This window comes from Pseudomonas sp. MPB23 (genome assembly GCF_046605395.1).
GTDB lineage: Bacteria > Pseudomonadota > Gammaproteobacteria > Pseudomonadales > Pseudomonadaceae > Aquipseudomonas.
This window is the reverse complement of record NZ_CP176771.1, coordinates 5,856,373-5,874,362: the sequence shown is the minus strand read 5'-3', so window position 1 is coordinate 5,874,362 and position 17,990 is coordinate 5,856,373. Positions and strand designations below refer to the sequence as shown.

Annotated in this window: 15 protein-coding genes, 1 tRNA gene and 1 pseudogene; 4 read left to right on the top strand and 13 right to left on the bottom strand. The window is 60.7% G+C overall.

The features are described 5' to 3' along the window. Window positions 1-159 precede the first annotated feature (159 nt). The 4 genes from ACLH0J_RS26670 to ACLH0J_RS26655 all read right to left on the bottom strand — a co-directional run bounded on the left by ACLH0J_RS26670 (window position 160) and on the right by ACLH0J_RS26655 (window position 3,932). Window positions 160-879: a type 1 glutamine amidotransferase gene (locus ACLH0J_RS26670; protein WP_411389765.1), complete on the bottom strand. Its 720-nt coding sequence runs from the start codon at window positions 877-879 to the stop codon at window positions 160-162. A gap of 100 nt (window positions 880-979) precedes the next feature. Next, window positions 980-1,420 carry a flavodoxin domain-containing protein gene (locus ACLH0J_RS26665; RefSeq protein ID WP_411389764.1) on the bottom strand — a complete coding sequence of 147 codons (441 nt, stop codon included), beginning with the start codon at window positions 1,418-1,420 and terminating at the stop codon, window positions 980-982. After that, a complete protein-coding gene (locus ACLH0J_RS26660; protein ID WP_411389763.1) occupies window positions 1,417-2,715 on the bottom strand; it encodes an FAD-dependent oxidoreductase in 1,299 nt (432 codons plus the stop codon). The genes ACLH0J_RS26665 and ACLH0J_RS26660 overlap by 4 nt, the downstream gene beginning before the upstream one ends. Before the next feature lie 2 nt (window positions 2,716-2,717). Then, window positions 2,718-3,932, bottom strand: a complete 1,215-nt coding sequence (locus tag ACLH0J_RS26655; protein ID WP_411389762.1) for a cytochrome P450 — start codon at window positions 3,930-3,932, stop codon at window positions 2,718-2,720. A gap of 346 nt (window positions 3,933-4,278) precedes the next feature. Here ACLH0J_RS26655 and ACLH0J_RS26650 point away from each other — a divergent pair, with 346 nt between their 5' ends. The 4 genes and pseudogenes from ACLH0J_RS26650 to ACLH0J_RS26635 all read left to right on the top strand — a co-directional run bounded on the left by ACLH0J_RS26650 (window position 4,279) and on the right by ACLH0J_RS26635 (window position 8,822). Further along, on the top strand, window positions 4,279-4,959 hold the full coding sequence (locus ACLH0J_RS26650) for a type 1 glutamine amidotransferase (RefSeq protein ID WP_411389761.1): 681 nt from the start codon (window positions 4,279-4,281) through the stop codon (window positions 4,957-4,959). Window positions 4,960-5,039: 80 nt separating this feature from the next. Then, window positions 5,040-6,533 carry an aldehyde dehydrogenase gene (locus tag ACLH0J_RS26645; RefSeq protein WP_411389760.1) on the top strand — a complete coding sequence of 498 codons (1,494 nt, stop codon included), beginning with the start codon at window positions 5,040-5,042 and terminating at the stop codon, window positions 6,531-6,533. A 114-nt stretch (window positions 6,534-6,647) separates the two neighbouring features. Next, window positions 6,648-7,964, top strand: a pseudogene (locus ACLH0J_RS26640) (HAMP domain-containing protein); the annotation flags it as partial. 102 nt (window positions 7,965-8,066) lie between these two features. Continuing rightward, on the top strand, window positions 8,067-8,822 hold the full coding sequence (locus ACLH0J_RS26635; protein WP_411392897.1) for a methyl-accepting chemotaxis protein: 756 nt from the start codon (window positions 8,067-8,069) through the stop codon (window positions 8,820-8,822). Between the two features lie 62 nt (window positions 8,823-8,884). Here ACLH0J_RS26635 and ACLH0J_RS26630 read toward each other — a convergent pair. From ACLH0J_RS26630 to ACLH0J_RS26590, 9 genes are all read right to left on the bottom strand, one after another. After that, window positions 8,885-8,958: transfer RNA gene (locus tag ACLH0J_RS26630), tRNA-Gly, on the bottom strand. Window positions 8,959-9,172: 214 nt separating this feature from the next. Beyond that, complete coding sequence (locus ACLH0J_RS26625) at window positions 9,173-10,057, bottom strand: alpha/beta fold hydrolase (RefSeq protein WP_411389759.1); 885 nt, start codon at window positions 10,055-10,057, stop codon at window positions 9,173-9,175. A gap of 305 nt (window positions 10,058-10,362) precedes the next feature. After that, window positions 10,363-11,055, bottom strand: coding sequence for a pseudouridine synthase (locus ACLH0J_RS26620; protein WP_411389758.1), 693 nt, complete (start codon window positions 11,053-11,055; stop codon window positions 10,363-10,365). Beyond that, complete coding sequence (locus ACLH0J_RS26615) at window positions 11,045-11,251, bottom strand: cysteine-rich CWC family protein (RefSeq protein WP_411389757.1); 207 nt, start codon at window positions 11,249-11,251, stop codon at window positions 11,045-11,047. Before ACLH0J_RS26615 ends, ACLH0J_RS26620 begins: the two co-directional genes overlap by 11 nt. 47 nt (window positions 11,252-11,298) lie before the next feature. Beyond that, window positions 11,299-14,877 (bottom strand): urea carboxylase, encoded by a 3,579-nt coding sequence (gene uca, locus ACLH0J_RS26610; protein ID WP_411389756.1) that lies wholly within the window; start codon window positions 14,875-14,877, stop codon window positions 11,299-11,301. A gap of 174 nt (window positions 14,878-15,051) precedes the next feature. Continuing rightward, complete coding sequence (locus tag ACLH0J_RS26605) at window positions 15,052-15,681, bottom strand: urea amidolyase associated protein UAAP2 (RefSeq protein ID WP_411389755.1); 630 nt, start codon at window positions 15,679-15,681, stop codon at window positions 15,052-15,054. Window positions 15,682-15,690: 9 nt separating this feature from the next. Beyond that, window positions 15,691-16,416, bottom strand: coding sequence for an urea amidolyase associated protein UAAP1 (locus ACLH0J_RS26600; protein WP_411389754.1), 726 nt, complete (start codon window positions 16,414-16,416; stop codon window positions 15,691-15,693). Next, on the bottom strand, window positions 16,413-17,177 hold the full coding sequence (locus ACLH0J_RS26595; RefSeq protein WP_411389753.1) for an ABC transporter ATP-binding protein: 765 nt from the start codon (window positions 17,175-17,177) through the stop codon (window positions 16,413-16,415). Before ACLH0J_RS26595 ends, ACLH0J_RS26600 begins: the two co-directional genes overlap by 4 nt. Continuing rightward, window positions 17,174-17,989: an ABC transporter permease gene (locus ACLH0J_RS26590; protein WP_411389752.1), complete on the bottom strand. Its 816-nt coding sequence runs from the start codon at window positions 17,987-17,989 to the stop codon at window positions 17,174-17,176. Before ACLH0J_RS26590 ends, ACLH0J_RS26595 begins: the two co-directional genes overlap by 4 nt. Between the last annotated feature and the right edge of the window lies 1 nt (window position 17,990).

Genomic DNA, 17,990 nt, shown 5'->3' with positions numbered 1-17,990 from the left:
TCTGAAAAATGTCGACTTTACAGGTTGCCTTGTGTGTTTTTTATAAGCAAAAAGCACCTGAGTTATGGCTTTTATGGCGTTTTAACAGGAATTATTGAATGTGGAAGGGGGAAAATGGACTATACATTCAGTCTCATAGGTTAACCGAGTCGGCGATGCTTACTTCGCGCAATAGGTACGGAAGAAATCCGAAACCCATTTCGCCACAGGAGACGCATCTACCGGGAGATGAGCGATGGAGTCCAAAGCGTTAGCCGAGACATAGTCGCCCAGCAGGTCGGCTCGGAATTTTTTCGCCAGCGCCCGGGTATATTCGGGCGAGAACTCGGGGTGGTACTGCACGGAGATGGCCGGAAACGAGTAGCGGAACACGCCGTTTTCGCAATGCGTCGATCCGCCTATACGTGTCGCTTGCGGCGGAATGTTTTGAACCTGGTCTTGATGGAAAACAAAGGACGCGCTGCAGGCTGGAAGGTCGGGAATCTCGTAGGTGTATTGCTGGGCGCCGACCCCCCAACCTTTGTCAGATTTCGCATTCAACCCTCCGTATGCCTGCGCCATGATCTGGTGACCGAAGCAAATACCGAAGACGGGAATGTGTTTCTGTCTGAGCGGCAGCAGCAGGGCGATCAGTTCGAGCATCCATGGACTGCGCTCATAGGTGCTGTGTTTCGATCCCGTCAGGATAAAACCGTCAAAGTCATCCGGGGCCGGGAGCTTTTCTCCGCGCACGACGGATAGGTAGGTGAACGTGGCTTCGGGAAGAAAAGGCGATAGCCACTGGTCGATCATGTGGGGGTAGGACCCAAACTCGTCGATCAAATCGTCCGGTGTTCGTCCGTTTTCCAGAATACAAATCCGCATTGGCCGCTGAGACATCTTTGCCCTCATAAGTCGTAGTGCAGCGCGTCACAACGGTCATTCACACAGCGCCCGAAGGCGCTGGTTCGGACGATCGTCATCGGGCTGATGGTCTCGTTCACAGCCCTGACAAAACGGCTTTGGCCCAAGGCATTGCAATGTCAGCGGGCAGTTGCCCTGCGCTGGCGTCGTGTATCCCTCGTTCGCCCACTTGCTCGGCTCCCAACTCAATCAGTGCCTGCGCAATGATCTCGCTGCCCCGATTGAAGGTTTCATAGAAGCTGTCGCCCAGACCAAAGACCGCGAACTGAAGTCCGGACAGATTGGGTTGTTGACGGTTCAGCGCTTCGAAGAACGGCTGAGCCGATTGCGGAAGTTCGCCGTCACCATAGGTCGAGCACACAATGAAATAGAACACGTCATTCGACAGATCGGCGACTGAGTATTTAGACATGTCGAAGCTTTCAATACTCACGTCTGCGCTGAGTGCATCGACGATATCGTCGGCGACCATTTCAGCGTTGCCGGTTTCTGTGCCGTAGAGGACATGAATGTTCATTTGTGGTGTTCTCCTGCTGGATGGGACTGGGCAGCGCCCAACATGGCCATTTTGTTGCGAAATTTTCGGCGTGCGCGGTTGAGAGGGGCATTTTTCAGTTCAGCCATATCGATGCGCGTCCAGTCTTCGTAGCAAACAGTCGGGCGGTTGATGGCCTTTGCGATCGCGCCATAACCGGGTTTCCCAAGCGCCAGGTCGCCTGTCGTCACGGCCTTCACGATGTGCTCGGCCACGTGCCTGGCATCCGCTCGATTGTCCGGGATCGTGCCGGTGGGCCCTCGACGGAACCAGCCCGTGCAATACAGTCCGTCATCCAGAAAACCGTTGGATAAATCGGCGCCTGGGCATGAGAGGTCGGCGCGGCACAGATCGAGCCCTGGGCGCTCTTCGAATCCAATCGCCGTGATAATGCTCGTCGCCGGAATACTGCACTGGCGCTCGGGGTTTTGCGTGTCTTGAAGCACCAGGCCTGCCACATGGTCGACGCCGGCCACACGAATGGGTGTCCATCCAAAGTGGAAGGTGACTGAGCGTTTGGTTGGGTCAGATTCACCAGCCGATTGAGTCAGTGCGAGCAGCGCTTGTACCTTTGCTCTGGCCAGCGGGTCATCGACCGATTCGAGACCAGGCTCGTCGTTGAACTCGAATTGCACATGGGCCAGTTTGGCGAGTTCTTTGATCATCACCGTGTCGAATTTTGCGCATGCGGCCGGAGATCGACCGACGACATCGATGTGTTCTATCGGGCTGCTGGTCAGATGGGCCAGAGTTTCGTGGGACAGGTCCGAGCCATGAAACTCCTGGCCCTTTTTGACCAGCAGTCGCAGCACATCGATGGCGACGTTGCCATTGCCCACGATGATCGGACGCGTGCCAAAGCTTGGAGAAAACCCTTCTTCGTCCGGGTGATCGTTGAGCAAGCGAGTTATCTGCCCGGCGCCATAGATATGATTGAGTGCATCACCCGGCACGCCGAGTTTGCGATCTCCATACAGGCCCGTGGCAACCACCACAATGTCGTAGGCCGCACGAAGATCGGCGAGTGACAGTTCGCTACCAATATGAACGTTCCCCAGGAACTGAATGTTCTCGCGCTCGAACATTCGTTCAAATTGCCGGGTCACGGCCTTCGTACCTGGGTGGTCAGGCGCGACACCGTACCGGACCAGGCCGTATGGAACCGGCAGTCTTTCAATCAGCGTGATCTCGGCGTCCTGCCATTCACGTCGAAGCGCTTGAGCTATGTAGCAGCCCGATGGGCCCGAACCGATTATCGCAATGGTGGGTGCGCTCATGATTACACCTCTGGATCGAACGCCATGGGCATCGCAATCGGGCCCGTGTTACCGCTGTCCGGCAGCCATTGCACTTGGCCATTGAAGCGCGGGTTTTTGATGCGTTGTGCAAGAAGCGCCAAGGCTTCGGTCATGTCGCCGCGGGCAATGAAGTGGCCGATGCAATGGTGAGCACCTGCGCCAAAACCGAAGTGCGCCTGGCGTTTGGCCGTGATATCGAAGCCGGGATTTTCGAATACGCTCGGATCGGTGCCGGCCGCTTGGCTGAACAGGTGGACCGTCGTTCCCTTTTTGATGTCCAGGCCTTGGTAGTTGAAGTCCTCCAGCGCTTCGCGGGTCACCCAGGTGACGGTCGGGCGCACACGCATGACTTCTTCGACAGCCGCTCGTGCCAGTTCAGGATCGTCGCCCAGCAGTTTCCACTGATCGGGGTGCTGGACGAACATGTCCATGGCCAAGGCGATCTGGTTACGTGTGGTGTCGATGCCGCCGAAAATGGCGAGGACGATCATGTCGTACAGTTCTTGATCGCTAAGCGCGGCTTTGTCTTCTTCGTTGGCTTTAACCAGCAGGCTGAGGAAGTCATCGCCCAGGCCGTTCTTTTTCAGGGTTTCAACCGCCATGGCGGCATAACCGAACAGTTTGTCGGTCGCTGCGTTGATCTTTTCTTCGTCCTGCTTGAACGTCACGCCCAGCGCCAGGCCCATGTCGACTGCCAACTGAGCCAGGCCTCGCCACTCGCTGCGCGGTAAGCCGAGGAGGGCGCAGATGACTTGGGTGGCGTAGGGCTCGGAAAAGTCCGCGACGAATTCGCAGGTGCCTTTCTTCGAGAAGCCATCAATGATTTCGTTAGCCATTTCCTGAAAAACAGGTGTGAGTTTTCTCACGAGCTTTGGCGAAAAAGCCGGGTTCGCAAGACGGCGAAGACGCGAGTGATCGGCGCCTTCGCGACTGAGCAGCATCCGAATCCACCAGTCGGCAAAACTGCCCGTCGCCTTATTGTGAGCCGGCCATGCGTAGCTTCCTTGGCGCAGTCGTTGATCCCGAATCAGTGCGTTGACTTCATCGTAACGAAGAACGGCGATGCCATAAGGCGTGCGTGCGAACCAGCTTTTTTCTCGCGCATCGAGCACTTCCTTCGAGCGCATGGAAAAGGAAGGGTTGGCCACGTCCAGGTAGGGCGCAGCTTCGAGCGTAGTGGGAAGACTGGAAGACATTTGGACACCTTCGATCGTTATTAGAAGAAGCGAACTGCCCACGATTCGCACATGACAACCGACGTAGGTTGGCGGGTGGTGCGGGCCGAGACCGCTTTGGGCCTGGCCTGGCGCTGGGGCCGCAGTACGAATTCAATTTAAAATATGGTTTCAGATCTTTCAAGAGAAATTTTCGGTTGTCACCCCGTAATCGAGCTTGTTTTTGTGCTCGTAAGGCATGTCTTGTATAAGAAACTGCCTATTCAGAGCGAAAAGTCTCATCAAACAGGCCTGAAAAAGCTGCTTGGCATCTAATTATCTTTAAGATATGGTTTCATAAGTATTGAGCTTCGGTCAGGGTTTGCTTATGAAGTCGCTGCGCGCCATTGCAATTGTTCACTCCGATACGGATGTCCCCGGCAGCCTGCCCGAGCTCTTGGGTGAGCAGGGTGTCGATTTGGATATCGTCTCCATCAGCCAGGCCCTGCCAGCCCCGGAAGCGCTCGACATCGTTGTGGTGATGGGCAGCCCGGAATCGGCCTATGACCATCGTTTGTCATGGTTGGACGCCGAGCTCAACTGGCTGAAGGCGGTTCAAGCGCGAGGCGTGCCGACCCTGGGAATCTGCTTTGGCAGCCAGTTGCTCGCCCGTGCACTCGGGGGGCAGGTCTATCGAAATTCCACGGCGGAGATCGGTTGGACTGAAGTTCAAACGCTTCAGGACGAGTGGGTCCACAAAGGCCCGTGGCTCAATTTCCATTTTGATGCCTTTACGCCGCCCCCTGGCTCGACCTTGTTGGCCAAGACCGATCTGGCGCCCCAGGCCTACCGCAAAGGCAAGTCCATGGGCGTGCAGTTCCACCCGGAAATCGACGCCCAGATGTTCGATACCTGGACCGACTACTGGCGCCATACCGAGGAAGGGCAGCGCTTTCTCGCCAACGCCGGCGACCTGCCAGAACGAATGCGCGCAGAGATTCAGGCGAAAGAGGCGGCTAATCGAGCCAACTGCCGCCTGCTGCTTCAGGATTTTTTAGCCGCTATCTGAGCCCCCCATTCAACCGTGACCCAGCATACGAATTACGCCAGCTCGACCTGGGCCATCCATCGTGAACCGTGAGGACAACCATGCAACCGTTAACTTTGAGCGACTGGGAAAGCAAAGCTGCACAGCTGAAGATCGAAGGACGTGCGTTCGTGAATGGCGCGTATGTGAGCGCTGCGGCAGGCACTGTTTTTGAGTGCATCAGCCCGGTCGACGGGCGCTTTCTCGCCAACGTTGCCAGCTGCGATGCCGCCGATGCGGATCATGCCGTAAAGGTCGCTCGTGCGACGTTTGACGCCGGAGTCTGGTCGCGTTCATCGCCGGTTTCCCGTAAGCAGGCGATGCTGCGTTTTGCCGATCTGTTGGAGCAGCACGCAGAGGAGCTAGCGCTTCTGGAAACGCTCGACATGGGTAAGCCGATTTCGGACGCACTGAATGTCGATGTGCCGTGCGCCTCTGACGCCATCCGTTGGAGTGGCGAGGCGATTGACAAGATTTACGACGAAGTGGCCGCGACGCCTCACGACCAGTTAGGCCTGGTCACCCGTGAGCCGATCGGCGTTGTCGCGGCGATCGTGCCGTGGAACTTCCCGTTGATGATGGCTTGCTGGAAGTTGGGGCCCGCGCTGGCTTCGGGTAACTCGGTGATTCTCAAACCCTCGGAAAAGTCGCCGCTGACCGCCCTTCGTATCGCCCAATTGGCCATTGATGCGGGCATTCCTGCGGGCGTCTTGAACGTACTGCCGGGCTACGGGCACACCGTAGGTAAGGCGCTCGCCTTGCATATGGACGTCGATACCATCGTCTTCACGGGCTCGACCAGGATCGCCAAGCAACTGTTGATCTACTCCGGCGAATCCAACATGAAGCGTGTATGGCTGGAGGCGGGCGGCAAGAGCCCCAACATCGTGTTTGCCGACGCTGCCGATCTGCACGCCGCCGCAGAGTCCGCGGCTGCTGCGATCGCCTTCAATCAGGGCGAGGTGTGTACCGCAGGTTCTCGTCTTCTCGTCGAACGCTCGATCAAAGACACATTCCTTGCGATGGTCATCGACGCGCTGAAAGGCTGGATCCCCGGCAACCCGCTTGATCCGGAAACGAACGTGGGCGCCCTGGTCGACACTCAGCAGATGAACAACGTGCTGGCCTACATCGAGGCGGGCCACAAGGATGGTGCGCAGTTGGTCATCGGTGGCGAACGCGTTCTTCAGGAAACCGGCGGGACGTATGTGCAGCCGACCATTTTCGATGGCGTCAGCAACGCGATGAGAATCGCCCAGGAAGAAATTTTCGGGCCGGTTCTGTCGGTCATCACGTTCGACTCGGTTGAAGAAGCCATCTCGATCGCCAACGACTCCCAATATGGCCTGGCCGCGGCGGTGTGGACGGCGGATATCTCCAAGGCACACCTCACGGCCAAAGCCCTGCGCGCAGGCAGTGTGTGGATCAATCAATACGATGGCGGTGACATGACGGCCCCCTTTGGCGGATTCAAGCAGTCGGGCAACGGTCGCGACAAATCGCTCCACGCGTTCGATAAGTACACCGAGCTGAAAGCTACCTGGATCAAGCTGTAGACGCTCGCGTACGCGGTCGTGGGTATCTGATTGAGATTGAGCCGGCGGCTCCCTCTTAGGGAGCCGCACCGTACATTCAGGTGCAGCAAGGCCTCCCGCGATGGGTCATCCCTTATGACAATCGTTTCCTTGGTGCTAAGAGTGCCTGCCATGTTCAGAAGTATTTCTATTCGCCTGAAAATTGTGCTTTTGTCCGGCCTTTGCTTACTGGTGCTGATCGGCGTCGTCGTCGGTCTGAACATGTATCAAAATGCCAAAAGCTCCAACCTGGTCAGTAACGAAGCCATTGCGATGTTTTCCGAAGGCCTTCAAGCCCTGCTTATCTCCAAGGCCGGCGAAAAATCGTCGCAGATTAAAGCCGAGTTCCAGGACGGTTTATCCGTGGTGAATGCCTTGCATGATCACGTCATGCAGGTCGGAAAAATGGATACGTTTACGACGCTGCAGCCCAGTACGGTGAGAAGCGAGCTAAACAAAATCTTGAATGTCGCCCTGCAGCACAACCCACAATTACTTGGCGTCTGGCTGGTACTTGAACCCGATGCATTGGCAGGGGCCGATGCGCGTTATGTCGGGGACCTCGAGAAAGGGGCCAATGAATCCGGGCGTTTTTCCAGCTATTGGAGTCGAGCGAGCGCTCAGGGGCTTAACACCCCCATCACCGAGAAAGACCTGGCGAACTCGGCGCCGGGTATCAGTGGCGTGCCCTACAACATGTGGTACACCTGTCCGGCTTCTACGGGGAAAACCTGCCTTCTGGAGCCCTATCTGGATACCAGCACCGGGCAACCGTTACTGATGACGACGGTGGCTCGGCCATTGTTAATCGACGGCGCAGTAAGAGGCATCGTCGGCGTTGATATCGCCTTGAGCACACTGCAAGACGCGGTCATGAATGCCAGCAAAGAGCTATTTGAGGGGGCGGGCATCGTCACGATCATTTCCTCCAGCGGTGTCATCGCGGGAAGTAGCGACAAACTGATGAACATCGGGCAGAAAATCGACCCACGGGCTCGCGAGGGCGAGGCCTCTCTTGCGGCGCGAATCAAACAAGACGCTCCGGTCGTTGCCCACTACGGCGATACATTCCGGGCCTCGTTCCCGCTTGTGCCAATCCCGGGCGCCACGCCCTGGACAGTCATCATTGACCTGCCTGAACACATCCTCGACGCCAACACCGATCGACTCCGAGCAATCATGAGCCGTTCCGAGAAGCAGAGCGTTGCCGTCACGCTCGCGGGTGCAGCCATCGCGGTGCTGGTCGGCCTGGCGTTGATGTGGATAGTGGCCACGCGCATCACCCGGCCCATCAATGCCGTTGCCGCGAGGCTTAGGGATATCTCAGAGGGTGAGGGCGATCTGACCTGCAGGTTGAGTCACGTGCAACACGATGAACTGGGCGCGCTGGTAGACGGATTCAACCGTTTTCTGAACAAGCTTCAACCCATTATCAAAAGCATCCAGGGAAGTGTTTCAGAAGCGCGGGGCACGGCCAATCAAGCCTCGGAAATTGCCCGGCTGACCAGCATCGGAATGGAGACTCAATTCCGAGAGGTTGACCAGGTTGCGACGGCGTCTCATGAAATGAGCACGACAGCCAGCGAAGTGGCGCGCAGTGCCTCGAACGCTGCAACCGCCGCACAAGGCGCTGATCGCTCCACCAAAGACGGTATCGCGATCATCGAGCGCAGCACCGCGAATATCCAACACCTCGCAGACGAGGTCAGCAACGCTGTGCGTGAGGTCGAGGCGCTCGCGCTCAACAGTCAACAGATTGGAGGCGTTTTAGAGGTCATCCGGGGCGTCGCGGAGCAAACCAACCTGCTCGCGCTAAACGCGGCAATCGAGGCGGCAAGAGCCGGAGAGACTGGGCGGGGGTTTGCGGTCGTGGCAGATGAAGTGCGCAATCTGGCCAGTCGCACTCGGGACTCTGTTGAACAGATTCGCGGAGTGATCCAGGAAATCCAGAGCGGTACCGATGGTGTCGTGCTCACCATGCAGGCAAGTCACGTCAAAGCGCAGGAAAGCGCCGAACAAGTACGGGATGCCTCGGCGGCACTGGAGCGGATATCGCAAGCGGTTTCGGTGATCACTGACATGAACATTCAGATCGCCAGCGCTGCCGAGGAACAGAGCGCGGTGGCCGAGGAGGTCAATCGCAACGTATCGGCAATTCGCGTGGTAACAGAAACGCTGAATGGGCAGGCGAGTGAGTCGGCTCACGTCAGCCAGCAGCTCAATAGCCTTGCAAACCAACAACTGCAACTGGTCGAGCAGTTCAAGGTTTAGCGTTTAACGGTTATTGGCTTGGTGAAGGCAGGCTTGAGCGTTGCTGAGGCCTCGGGAATGGATGGAGCGGGTGAAGGGAATCGAACCCTCGTTATCAGCTTGGGAAGCTGGAGTAATGCCATTATACGACACCCGCTCAGAGCGGCTGACTTTGTACCAGATGTGCGCCGGGATTTGAAGTTTTTCTTTGAAAATTGTGCAGGTTGCAGGTGTTTGCCCAGGCGGCGGACGGACACCTCTGTAGGCGTGGGCTTGCTTGCGAAAAGCTTGAGAACGCCGCGTTAACCCATGAGCACGCGTTATCGTTGGCGATTTTCGCGAGCAAGCTCGCTCCTACAGAGGGTTGGATTTTAGATTGCGAATGCATGTTGGGGTTGGCCCTGGTGATAACGCAATCGACTGGCCTGGCGCGCCGGTTTCAGAAAGCTCACCACCGCTTCGCGACTGTCCCGGCAGGCGGCCTTGTGCTCCATGTCCAGAAAATGCCCGGTGGCCTGGAGGGTGCTGAAGCTACTGTTCGGCACGTATTGCCCGAACAGCTTGGCATCCTCGGCGCTGGTGTATTCGTCCCATTCACCGTTGAGGAACAACACCGGCACGTCGATCTGCCGCGCAGCCTTGAGGTAGCACAGCCGGTCGCTGTACAGCACCTGGCTGATGTGAAAGTGCATCTGCCCGTATTCGTGCTCGGCCAGGCTGCTCACGTGTTTGTAGTTGAAGCGCTTGAACAGCGACGGCAGGTGTTTGCCGATGGTGCTGTTGACCAGGTGGCCGACGCCGTGTCGATCGAGGTTGCCCAGATAGTCGACGCCACGTTCGAGGTAGTCGCGCATGGGCGCGTTGATCACCGGGGAGAACGAGCTGATCACGGCCTTTTCCACGCGGCGGGGGCGCTGGGCAAGGGCGACCAGGGCCGCGGCGCCGCCCCAGGAGAAGGACAGCACGTGTTCGGCGGCGAAGTGGTCGATGAGTTCCAGGAGGATCTGGCCTTCGACTTCCTTCGTCAGCATCTGCTCATGGCGGTTATGGATTTTGGAGCGACCGGCGTAGGGCTGGTCGTACAAAACCACATTGAATTGCGGGTACAGGCTTTTCACGGTTTGGGCGAAGGACGCCGTAGTGGCCATGGAGCCGTTGACCAGGATGATGGTCTTTTCCGCAGCGTCCGCGCGATAGAACTCCGTGTAAACCCGATATTGACCCTGTATATCCAACACAGCGATTTCTGGCCTCATGTCGTAAGACTCCTGGCAAGCGGGTAGGGCGCGCAGATCACTCTGCACGAGCTTTGTGACAGGTAGGCATACGCCTGGAAGAGGAGGGCCCATGTCGATCCGATGACGGCTGGCCGACGGGTATTGTTATGGCGGGCTGTTTGCCGGGAGAGGCCCGTGGATCAAGCGCGGGCGGGGCAAAGTATTTCTTGGAAGTTATAGGTGACTCGCCAGTCACTCGGTGGCTGACGGTTTGATTCAAGCAGCAGACCCGGGATGTCGCAAGTCGCAGAAATGGGTTTTGTCCGTCACCGGCTGAACGGTCGTCAGACCTGTCGGATCTCATCGTCAGTCAACGCACGGTACTGGCCGGGCGCGAGGGACGCATCCAGCGCCAGCGGTCCCATTCGTTCGCGGTGCAGGGCGATGACCTTGTTGTTGAAGTGCCCGAACATGCGTTTGACCTGGTGATAGCGGCCTTCGACGATGCTCAACCGCGCTTGGCGCGGCGCCAGCAACTCCAGGTCGGCGGGTTGGGTGGTGAGGTCCTCGAACGCGAAGTACAGGCCGGCGGCAAAGGTCGGAGCGTACTCGGGGCCGATGTCTTGCTCGGTGTCCACGAGATACACCTTGGGCAATTTGGTCTGCGGTTGGGTCAGGCGCCGCGACCACTGGCCGTCGTTGGTGATCAGCATCAGGCCGGTGGTGTTGAAGTCCAGCCGCCCGGCGATATGCAGTTCGTCGGTGTGCGGTTCATTCAGCAAGTCCAGCACAGTCGGGTGTTGCGGGTCGGACGTGGCGCTCACGCAGCCCTGGGGTTTGTGCAGCATGAAATAGCGCGCCGGCTTGCCCGCCTGCAGCACTTCATCGTCGACGCACACCCGGCTGAATTCGCGCACCTCATGGCGCGGATCGCTGACCGCCAGGCCATCGACGCTCACCCGCCGCTCAACCAGCAGCAGACGCACTTGCTGGCGATTGAAACGCGGCAGGTTGCTGAGGAAGCGATCAACGCGCATGACGCAGTTGCTCGTCAACCTGAGCGCAGCGCGGACACAGGCAGGCCTTGTTGCGCAGTTCGTCGGGCAGGGCTTCGAGCACCGCCGGGTCGATGGTGACGCTGTAGCACCAGCAGGCCCCGCCTGCGGTACGTGGATCAGCCAGGGTGCAGTCGTTGCGCGCACCGCAGGCGGGGCAAAGGGTCGGTGTGGTCATGGGTAGTCGGGCAGGGCCTCGGAAGTCCCTGCACGATACAGCCCCGCTCAGTCCCGTTCCAGCACCACGACCCGTTGCCCGGCGCCGATGCCGCTGCCCGGCTGCACGGGAATCTCCCGCACCACGCCGGCAAACGGCGCCAGCACCGGAATCTCCATCTTCATCGACTCCAGAATCACCAGGACATCGCCGGCCGCGACACGCTGCCCCGCCGCCACCTGGACCTGCCACAGATTGCCCGCGATATGGCTGTCGATGCTGTATTCATTGGCCTGCAACGGCGTGTCATCGCCCAGCAGCGGGGCCGCTTCTTCACTGTCGAAATGCGCCTGACCACTGGCGATCCAGCGCTCGCGCTCGGCGTTGAAGGCGTGTTGCTGCTGCGCCCGAAACGCGTCGATCCCCGCGGCTTCCCGCGCCAGGAAGGCCTGGTAATCCGCGAGGTTCAGCACGCTGTCCTCGATGCTCACCTCAAAGCGGCCCAGGGGGAAATCCCGGCGAATGCGCACCAGCTCGTCGCTGCTCACAGGGTAGAAGCGAATCTGGTCGAAAAACCGCAACAGCCACGGCTTGCCGTTGAACGCTTCGACGGCCCGATAGCGGTTCCACATCTGCAACGTACGCCCCACGAACTGATAACCGCCGGGGCCTTCCATGCCATACACGCACAAGTACGCGCCGCCGATGCCCACCGAGTTCTCAGCGGTCCAGGTGCGGGCCGGGTTGTATTTGGTGGTCACCAGGCGATGACGCGGGTCCAGCGGCGTGGCCACCGGCGCACCGAGGTAGACGTCGCCCAGGCCCATCACCAGGTAGCTGGCGTCGAACACGGTGTGGCGCACTTCATCGAGGTTGGCCAGGTCGTTGATGCGGCGGATGAACTCCAGGTTGCTCGGGCACCAGGGCGCGTCTTTGCGCACGGTGGTCATGTATTTGTCGATGGCCAACTGGCACGCCGGATCGTCCCAGGACAGCGGCAAGTGCACGATGCGCGACGGCACTTGCAGGTTGGGCGTGGAACACACGGCGCTCCACTCGGTGGCGATCAGTGCGAGCAGGTCGGCCAGGGGCAGTTGTTCGGGGTGGTAGTGGATCTGCAGCGAGCGGATGCCGGGCGTCAGGTCGATCACGCCATGCAGTGCGCGGGTTTCGAGGGCTTGCATCAGGGCATGGCCGCGAAAGCGCAGCACCAGGTCCAGTTCGGGCGCGCCGATTTCCAGCAGCAGGTGGGTATCGCCGGCCAATCGGGCAACCAGGCGTGTGTCTTCCTGACCGATATCCAACACCACCGGCGACGCGGGCCAATGTGGGAGCGGGCTTGCTCGCGATAGCATCACCTCGGTCTCCGGGTGGTCCCATTTCAAGGCCAGCTCGCGGGCGGTGCGCAGGTCTACCGGTTCAAAGCGCAGCTTGTCCCCCGCCTTGAGTTGCCCCAGTTGCCAGAGGTCCGCCTCGATCACCGTCACCGGGCACACGAACCCGCCCAGGCTCGGGCCGTCCGGTCCGAGGATCACCGGCATGTCCCCGGTGAAATCCACCGCACCGATGGCGTAGGGGTTGTCGTGGATATTCGACGGGTGCAGCCCCGCTTCGCCGCCGTCCGTGCGCGCCCACACAGGCTTGGGCCCGATCAAGCGCACACCGGTGCGGCTGGAGTTGAAATGCACTTCCCACTGGGTGGCGAAGAAGGTGTCGATGTACTCGGGCTTGAAGTATTCCGGCGCGCCATGAGGGCCATAAATCACCCGCAGGGTGCGCACTGCCGCCAGCGGTTCGGCGACGCACTGCTGCCCGACGCTGACGTCCACCAACGGCGCCAGATGCAACACATCACCGGCCCGCAACGCGCGCCCGCCATGCCCGCCGAACTGGCCGAGGGTGAACGTGCTTTTGCTGCCCAGGTAGTCCGGCACTTGCAGCCCGCCGCGCAGGCACAGGTAACTGCGTGCACCGGCGCCGGCGAGGGTGCCCAGGCTCAAGGTGGCACCCGCCGGGATCAGCAGCGCGGTGTTCATCGGCACCGCTTGATCGTTCAAGTGCAACGCAATTTCGGCACCGGTCACCGCCACGACCGCCGCGCAATTGAAGCGCAGCAGCGGCCCGCTCATGGTGATTTCCAGCGCGGCGGCGCCGTCGTCGTTGCCCAGCAGACGATTGCCCAGGCGCAGCGCGCGGCTGTCCATTGGCCCTGACGGCGGTACGCCCACGGCCCAGTAACCCAGGCGCCCGGGATAGTCCTGCACACTGGTTTGCGTGCCCGCGCTGAGCACCTCGAAGGTGTCGGCGACATAGACCAGGTCTTCGAGGCAGCGCGTCCAGGGCCGGCCACTGGCGAAGGGCGTGGCGAGCAGGATCTGGCGCAGGTAATCGCGGTTGGTTTCCACACCGTAGAGCTGGCTGTCGCTCAGCGCCCGATGCAGGTCCAGGCGCGCCTGTTCGCGGGTGGGCGCCCAGGTGATCAGCTTGGCGATCATCGGGTCGAAGTACGGCGGAATCTCGCATCCGGCTTCCACCCAGGTGTCGATCCGCAGTCCCTCGGCCAGCGGGAACTCCACGCAGGTCAACAGTCCCGGGCTCGGCTGGAAATCACGGCCCGGGTCTTCCGCATACAGGCGTGCCTGGATCGCGTGGCCCCGGGGCTTTATATCCAACGCGCTCAACGGCGGCATTTCCCCCGCCGCCAGTTGCACCATCCAGCGCACCAGGTCCACGCCCCACACTTGTTCGGTGACGCCGTGTTCCACCTGCAAGCGCGTGTTCACTTCGAGGAAATAGAAGCGACTGTCGGCGCTGTCGAAGATGAATTCCACGGTGCCGGCACTGCGGTAATTGACCGCTTTGGCCAGGGTGATGGCCGCCGCACACAACGCATCGGCCATGCCTTCGGGCAGGTTCGGTGCCGGGGTTTCTTCGAGGACTTTCTGGTTGCGCCGCTGCACCGAGCAGTCGCGCACGCCGAGGGCGATGACGTCACCGGTGCCGTCACCGAACACCTGCACTTCCAGGTGACGCGCGTGCTCGATGTACTTCTCGATAAACACGCCGGCATCGCTGAAGTTGTTCTGCCCCAGGCGCTTGACCGCCTCGAACGACTCGCTCAACTGCGCGGCACTGCGGCACACGCGCATGCCGATACCGCCGCCGCCGGCGGTGCTCTTGAGCATCACCGGGTAGCCCACTTCGTCAGCCGCCAGCAATACGGTGTCGAGGCTGTCGAGCAGTTCGGTGCCTTCCAGCAAGGGGATCCGATGCTGTTTGGCCAAGGCGCGGGCGGTGTGCTTGAGGCCGAACACGCGCAGTTGTTCCGGCGTCGGTCCGACAAAGGCGATGCCCGCGTTTTCGCAGGCTTCGGCGAAGGCTGCGTTTTCCGACAGAAACCCGTAGCCCGGATGAATCGCCTTGGCGCCACAGGCCTTGGCGGTGGCGAGGATTTTTTCCACCGCCAGGTAGGTGCCGGCCGCCGCGCCTTCGCCAAGGCTGTAGGCTTCGTCGGCTTGCTGGATATGCAGGCTGGCCGCATCGGCTTCGGCGTATACGGCGATGCCCTTGACGTGCAGCTCGCGCAGGGTGCGCAGGATGCGGCAGGCGATAGCGCCACGGTTGGCGATCAACAGTTTTTCAAACATGGCAAAACCCTGCGGGCCGTCCCGCAAAGTGAGGGAGCACTACGGTCGTCCGCAGTGCATGTCATGAGTGTGGGAGGGAGCAAGCCCCCTCCCACATGGTTCAGCGGTTTTGCAGGCACTGCCCGGCTCGGGCCTGGCAGAGTGCAAATAACCAACGGCGCAAACGCTTAATTTTCAGTTCCATACGAGTAACTCCGCAGGTGTCGGGTTGTAGGCGTTGCACGGGTTGTTCAGTTGGGGGCAGTTGGAGATCAGTACGATCACGTCCATTTCCGCCCGCAGGTCGACGTACTTGCCGGGGGCGGAAATGCCGTCTTCAAAGGTCAGCCCGCCGTCGGCCGTGACCGGCACATTCATGAAGAAATTGATGTTCGGGCCGATGTCGCCTTTGCCCAGGCGACCGTCGTGGGTACAGGCGCGCAGGTAGTTGTCGCGGCAACTGTGCATGTAGCGTTTTTCCAGGGCGTAGCGCACGGTGTTGCTCTCCTGGGCGCAGGCGCCGCCGAGGGTGTCGTGGCGCCCGCAGGTGTCTGCGACGATGGTCAGCATCGGATGGCCGAGGTTGGAATACAGCACGCTGCCGGTGCCCAGGTACACGCTGTTCTGGCGGCGCAACGTGCGTTGCACGTCATAGCGTTCGCGCGGGTTTTTCACGCTGTAGAACAGCGTGTCGACCGCCTGGTTGCCCTCCAGGTCGAGGATGCGCAAGGTCTGGCCGGCCTTGACCTCCATCAGCCACGGCTCGCCGGCGGGAATGGTGGCGCGGTACACCGCCGTGTCGGGTTGTTTCGGTGCAATAGACATGGCAGCTCCTCAGGCGAACAGGCGGTCGGTGTTGATAAAGCCGCGCTCGTTTTCCGGGCGCGAGGTGCGGCAGTGCTCGGCGACACTCGGGTCGGCGTTCATCCAGCTCAGTTTCAGCGGTTGCGGGGCGTAGTCGGGGTTGGGGTCCATCGGATGTTGCAGCGCGGTGAGCACCACCAGGGTGTCCATCGGCGCATAGAGTTCGATGTAGTCGCCGGCCTTGGAATTGCCCGGCACGAAGTGCAGGCCGCCGTTGTCGTCGACGCTGACTTTGCTGAACAGGTTGAGGGTCATCAGCAGGTCGGACAGGCCCAGGCCCCACTTGCCCAATTCCACCAGCAGGTTGTCGGTGCCGTTGCGATAGAAACCGTTGCGCAGTTCCTGATAGCGACCCTGGCCGTACTTCTCGGCCACCTCGGCCGCGCACAGCACGCCGCCGATGCTGTCACTCCAGCCGCAGGTGTCGGCGGTGATGGCGGCCAGCACGCGGCCCATGTCCGAGTACAGGCAATGGCCGCGGGTGAGCTTGGCGGTGTGTTGGCATTTGAGGCTGTCGGGCAGGTTCAGGCGTTCGGTTTTTTCGTGGGCGTTGAGCAGGGTCAGGCTGACGTTGGCGCCCCCGCGGATATCGGTGAGGCGCAGCAGTTGGCCGCGCTTGAGCACGAAGGAACGGTGGCCTCCGCCGGGCAGCATTTCTTCGGCGAACGGCGGGAACAGTTGAGTCGAATCGGTCATTTGGAAGTCGCTCCAAGTTCGGCGGCGAGCGCCTTGCGACGCTCGCTGTTCAAAGGGATGTCGTAGGTGATACGGGCGCCATAGGCGCCGGGGGCGTGGGGGTCGACGCGGACCTTGTCGAACACCAGCAGGCGCGTGCCGAGGCTGAAGCCTTCGCTGAGGTCGTGGGTGACCATGAACACCGTCAGCCGGGTTTCGCGCCACAGTTCCAGCAGCAACTGGTGCATGTCTTTGCGAATGCCCGGGTCGAGGGCGCCGAAGGGTTCGTCCAGCAGCAAGACGCGCGGTTTCATGATCAGGGCCTGGGCGATGGCCAGGCGTTGTTGCATGCCGCCGGAGAGCTGCGCCGGGTATTTGTCCAGTGCGTGGCCGAGGCCGACCTTGTGCAGCAGCACGGCAGCCTGTTCGCGGGCGGCCTTCTTGGCCTTGCCGAACAGCCGTCCCAGCCACGGCGAGCGCGGCAGTTCAAGGCCGAGGGCGACGTTATCCAGCACGGTCAAATGCGGGAACACCGAGTAACGTTGGAACACCACGCCACGGCTGGCGTCCGGTTCGGCGGCCAGCGGTTGGCCGTCCAGCAGGATCTGGCCTTTGCTGGCGGTTTCCTGGCCCAGCAGCAGGCGCAGGAACGTCGACTTGCCACAGCCGGACGTGCCCACCAGCGTGCAGAATTCCCCCTCGGCCACGTGCAGGTTCAGGCCTTCCAGTACTACTTGGTCGCCATAGCGCTGCCACACATTGTTGACGCTGATAAAACTCATGCCCGCGCTCCTTCGTACCAGGGGAACGCGCGCCGGGTCAGGGCCTTGAGGCCCCAGTCCATCAGCCAGGCGAGCAGGGTGATCCACACCACGTAGGGCAGGATCACGTCCATCGCCAGGTAGCGGCGCACCAGGAAGATCCGATAGCCCAAGCCATCGGTCGAGGCGATGGCTTCGGCGGCGATCAGAAACAACCACGCCGAGCCGAGCATCAGTCGCAGCGAGATCAACAGGCGCGGCAGCAATTGCGGGAGCACCACGCGCAGCATCAGGGTCCAGGTGGACGCGCCGAGGGTCTGCGCCTTCACCAGCAGCTCGACGGGGATTTCCCGTGCGCGTTGTTCCAGGTCACGGGCCAGCGCCGGGGTGATGCCGATGACGATCAGCATCACCTTGGACAATTCCCCTAGCCCGAACACGATGAACAGGACTGGCAGGATCGCCAGCGGCGGCACCATCGACAGCACCGTCAGCAGCGGCGACAACGGTGCGCCGAACAGCGGCAGCGTGCCGACGGCGATGCCCAGGCACAGACCGACGAGGGCGCTGATACCGAGGCCGATGGCGAGACGGCGCAGGCTTGCGGCGCTGTCCTGCCACAGCACGTATTCGCCGGTGCGGGTGTCGGCATGCAATGCCAGGCGCTTTACCGCGTCAATCATTTGCCCGGCGCTGGGCAGCAGCTTGTCGTTGGGGTTGTCCGCCAGGCGCTCGGCCGAGCCCACGAAGTAGGCGAACAGCAGCAGGGCGAACGGTAGCAACACCAACAACAGACGGCTGGAGCGGTCCGGGTGACGGTTGATCAGGCGCATG

What these genes read in the sequence shown, in the direction of transcription:
- ACLH0J_RS26670 (WP_411389765.1), bottom strand. Translation starts at nt 879, where the DNA reads ATGTCTCAGCGGCCAATGCGGATTTGTATTCTGGAAAACGGACGAACA.
- ACLH0J_RS26665 (WP_411389764.1), bottom strand. Translation starts at nt 1,420, where the DNA reads ATGAACATTCATGTCCTCTACGGCACAGAAACCGGCAACGCTGAAATG.
- ACLH0J_RS26660 (WP_411389763.1), bottom strand. Translation starts at nt 2,715, where the DNA reads ATGAGCGCACCCACCATTGCGATAATCGGTTCGGGCCCATCGGGCTGC.
- ACLH0J_RS26655 (WP_411389762.1), bottom strand. Translation starts at nt 3,932, where the DNA reads ATGTCTTCCAGTCTTCCCACTACGCTCGAAGCTGCGCCCTACCTGGAC.
- ACLH0J_RS26650 (WP_411389761.1), top strand. Translation starts at nt 4,279, where the DNA reads ATGAAGTCGCTGCGCGCCATTGCAATTGTTCACTCCGATACGGATGTC.
- ACLH0J_RS26645 (WP_411389760.1), top strand. Translation starts at nt 5,040, where the DNA reads ATGCAACCGTTAACTTTGAGCGACTGGGAAAGCAAAGCTGCACAGCTG.
- ACLH0J_RS26635 (WP_411392897.1), top strand. Translation starts at nt 8,067, where the DNA reads ATGGAGACTCAATTCCGAGAGGTTGACCAGGTTGCGACGGCGTCTCAT.
- ACLH0J_RS26625 (WP_411389759.1), bottom strand. Translation starts at nt 10,057, where the DNA reads ATGAGGCCAGAAATCGCTGTGTTGGATATACAGGGTCAATATCGGGTT.
- ACLH0J_RS26620 (WP_411389758.1), bottom strand. Translation starts at nt 11,055, where the DNA reads ATGCGCGTTGATCGCTTCCTCAGCAACCTGCCGCGTTTCAATCGCCAG.
- ACLH0J_RS26615 (WP_411389757.1), bottom strand. Translation starts at nt 11,251, where the DNA reads ATGACCACACCGACCCTTTGCCCCGCCTGCGGTGCGCGCAACGACTGC.
- uca (WP_411389756.1), bottom strand. Translation starts at nt 14,877, where the DNA reads ATGTTTGAAAAACTGTTGATCGCCAACCGTGGCGCTATCGCCTGCCGC.
- ACLH0J_RS26605 (WP_411389755.1), bottom strand. Translation starts at nt 15,681, where the DNA reads ATGTCTATTGCACCGAAACAACCCGACACGGCGGTGTACCGCGCCACC.
- ACLH0J_RS26600 (WP_411389754.1), bottom strand. Translation starts at nt 16,416, where the DNA reads ATGACCGATTCGACTCAACTGTTCCCGCCGTTCGCCGAAGAAATGCTG.
- ACLH0J_RS26595 (WP_411389753.1), bottom strand. Translation starts at nt 17,177, where the DNA reads ATGAGTTTTATCAGCGTCAACAATGTGTGGCAGCGCTATGGCGACCAA.
- ACLH0J_RS26590 (WP_411389752.1), bottom strand. Translation starts at nt 17,989, where the DNA reads ATGCGCCTGATCAACCGTCACCCGGACCGCTCCAGCCGTCTGTTGTTG.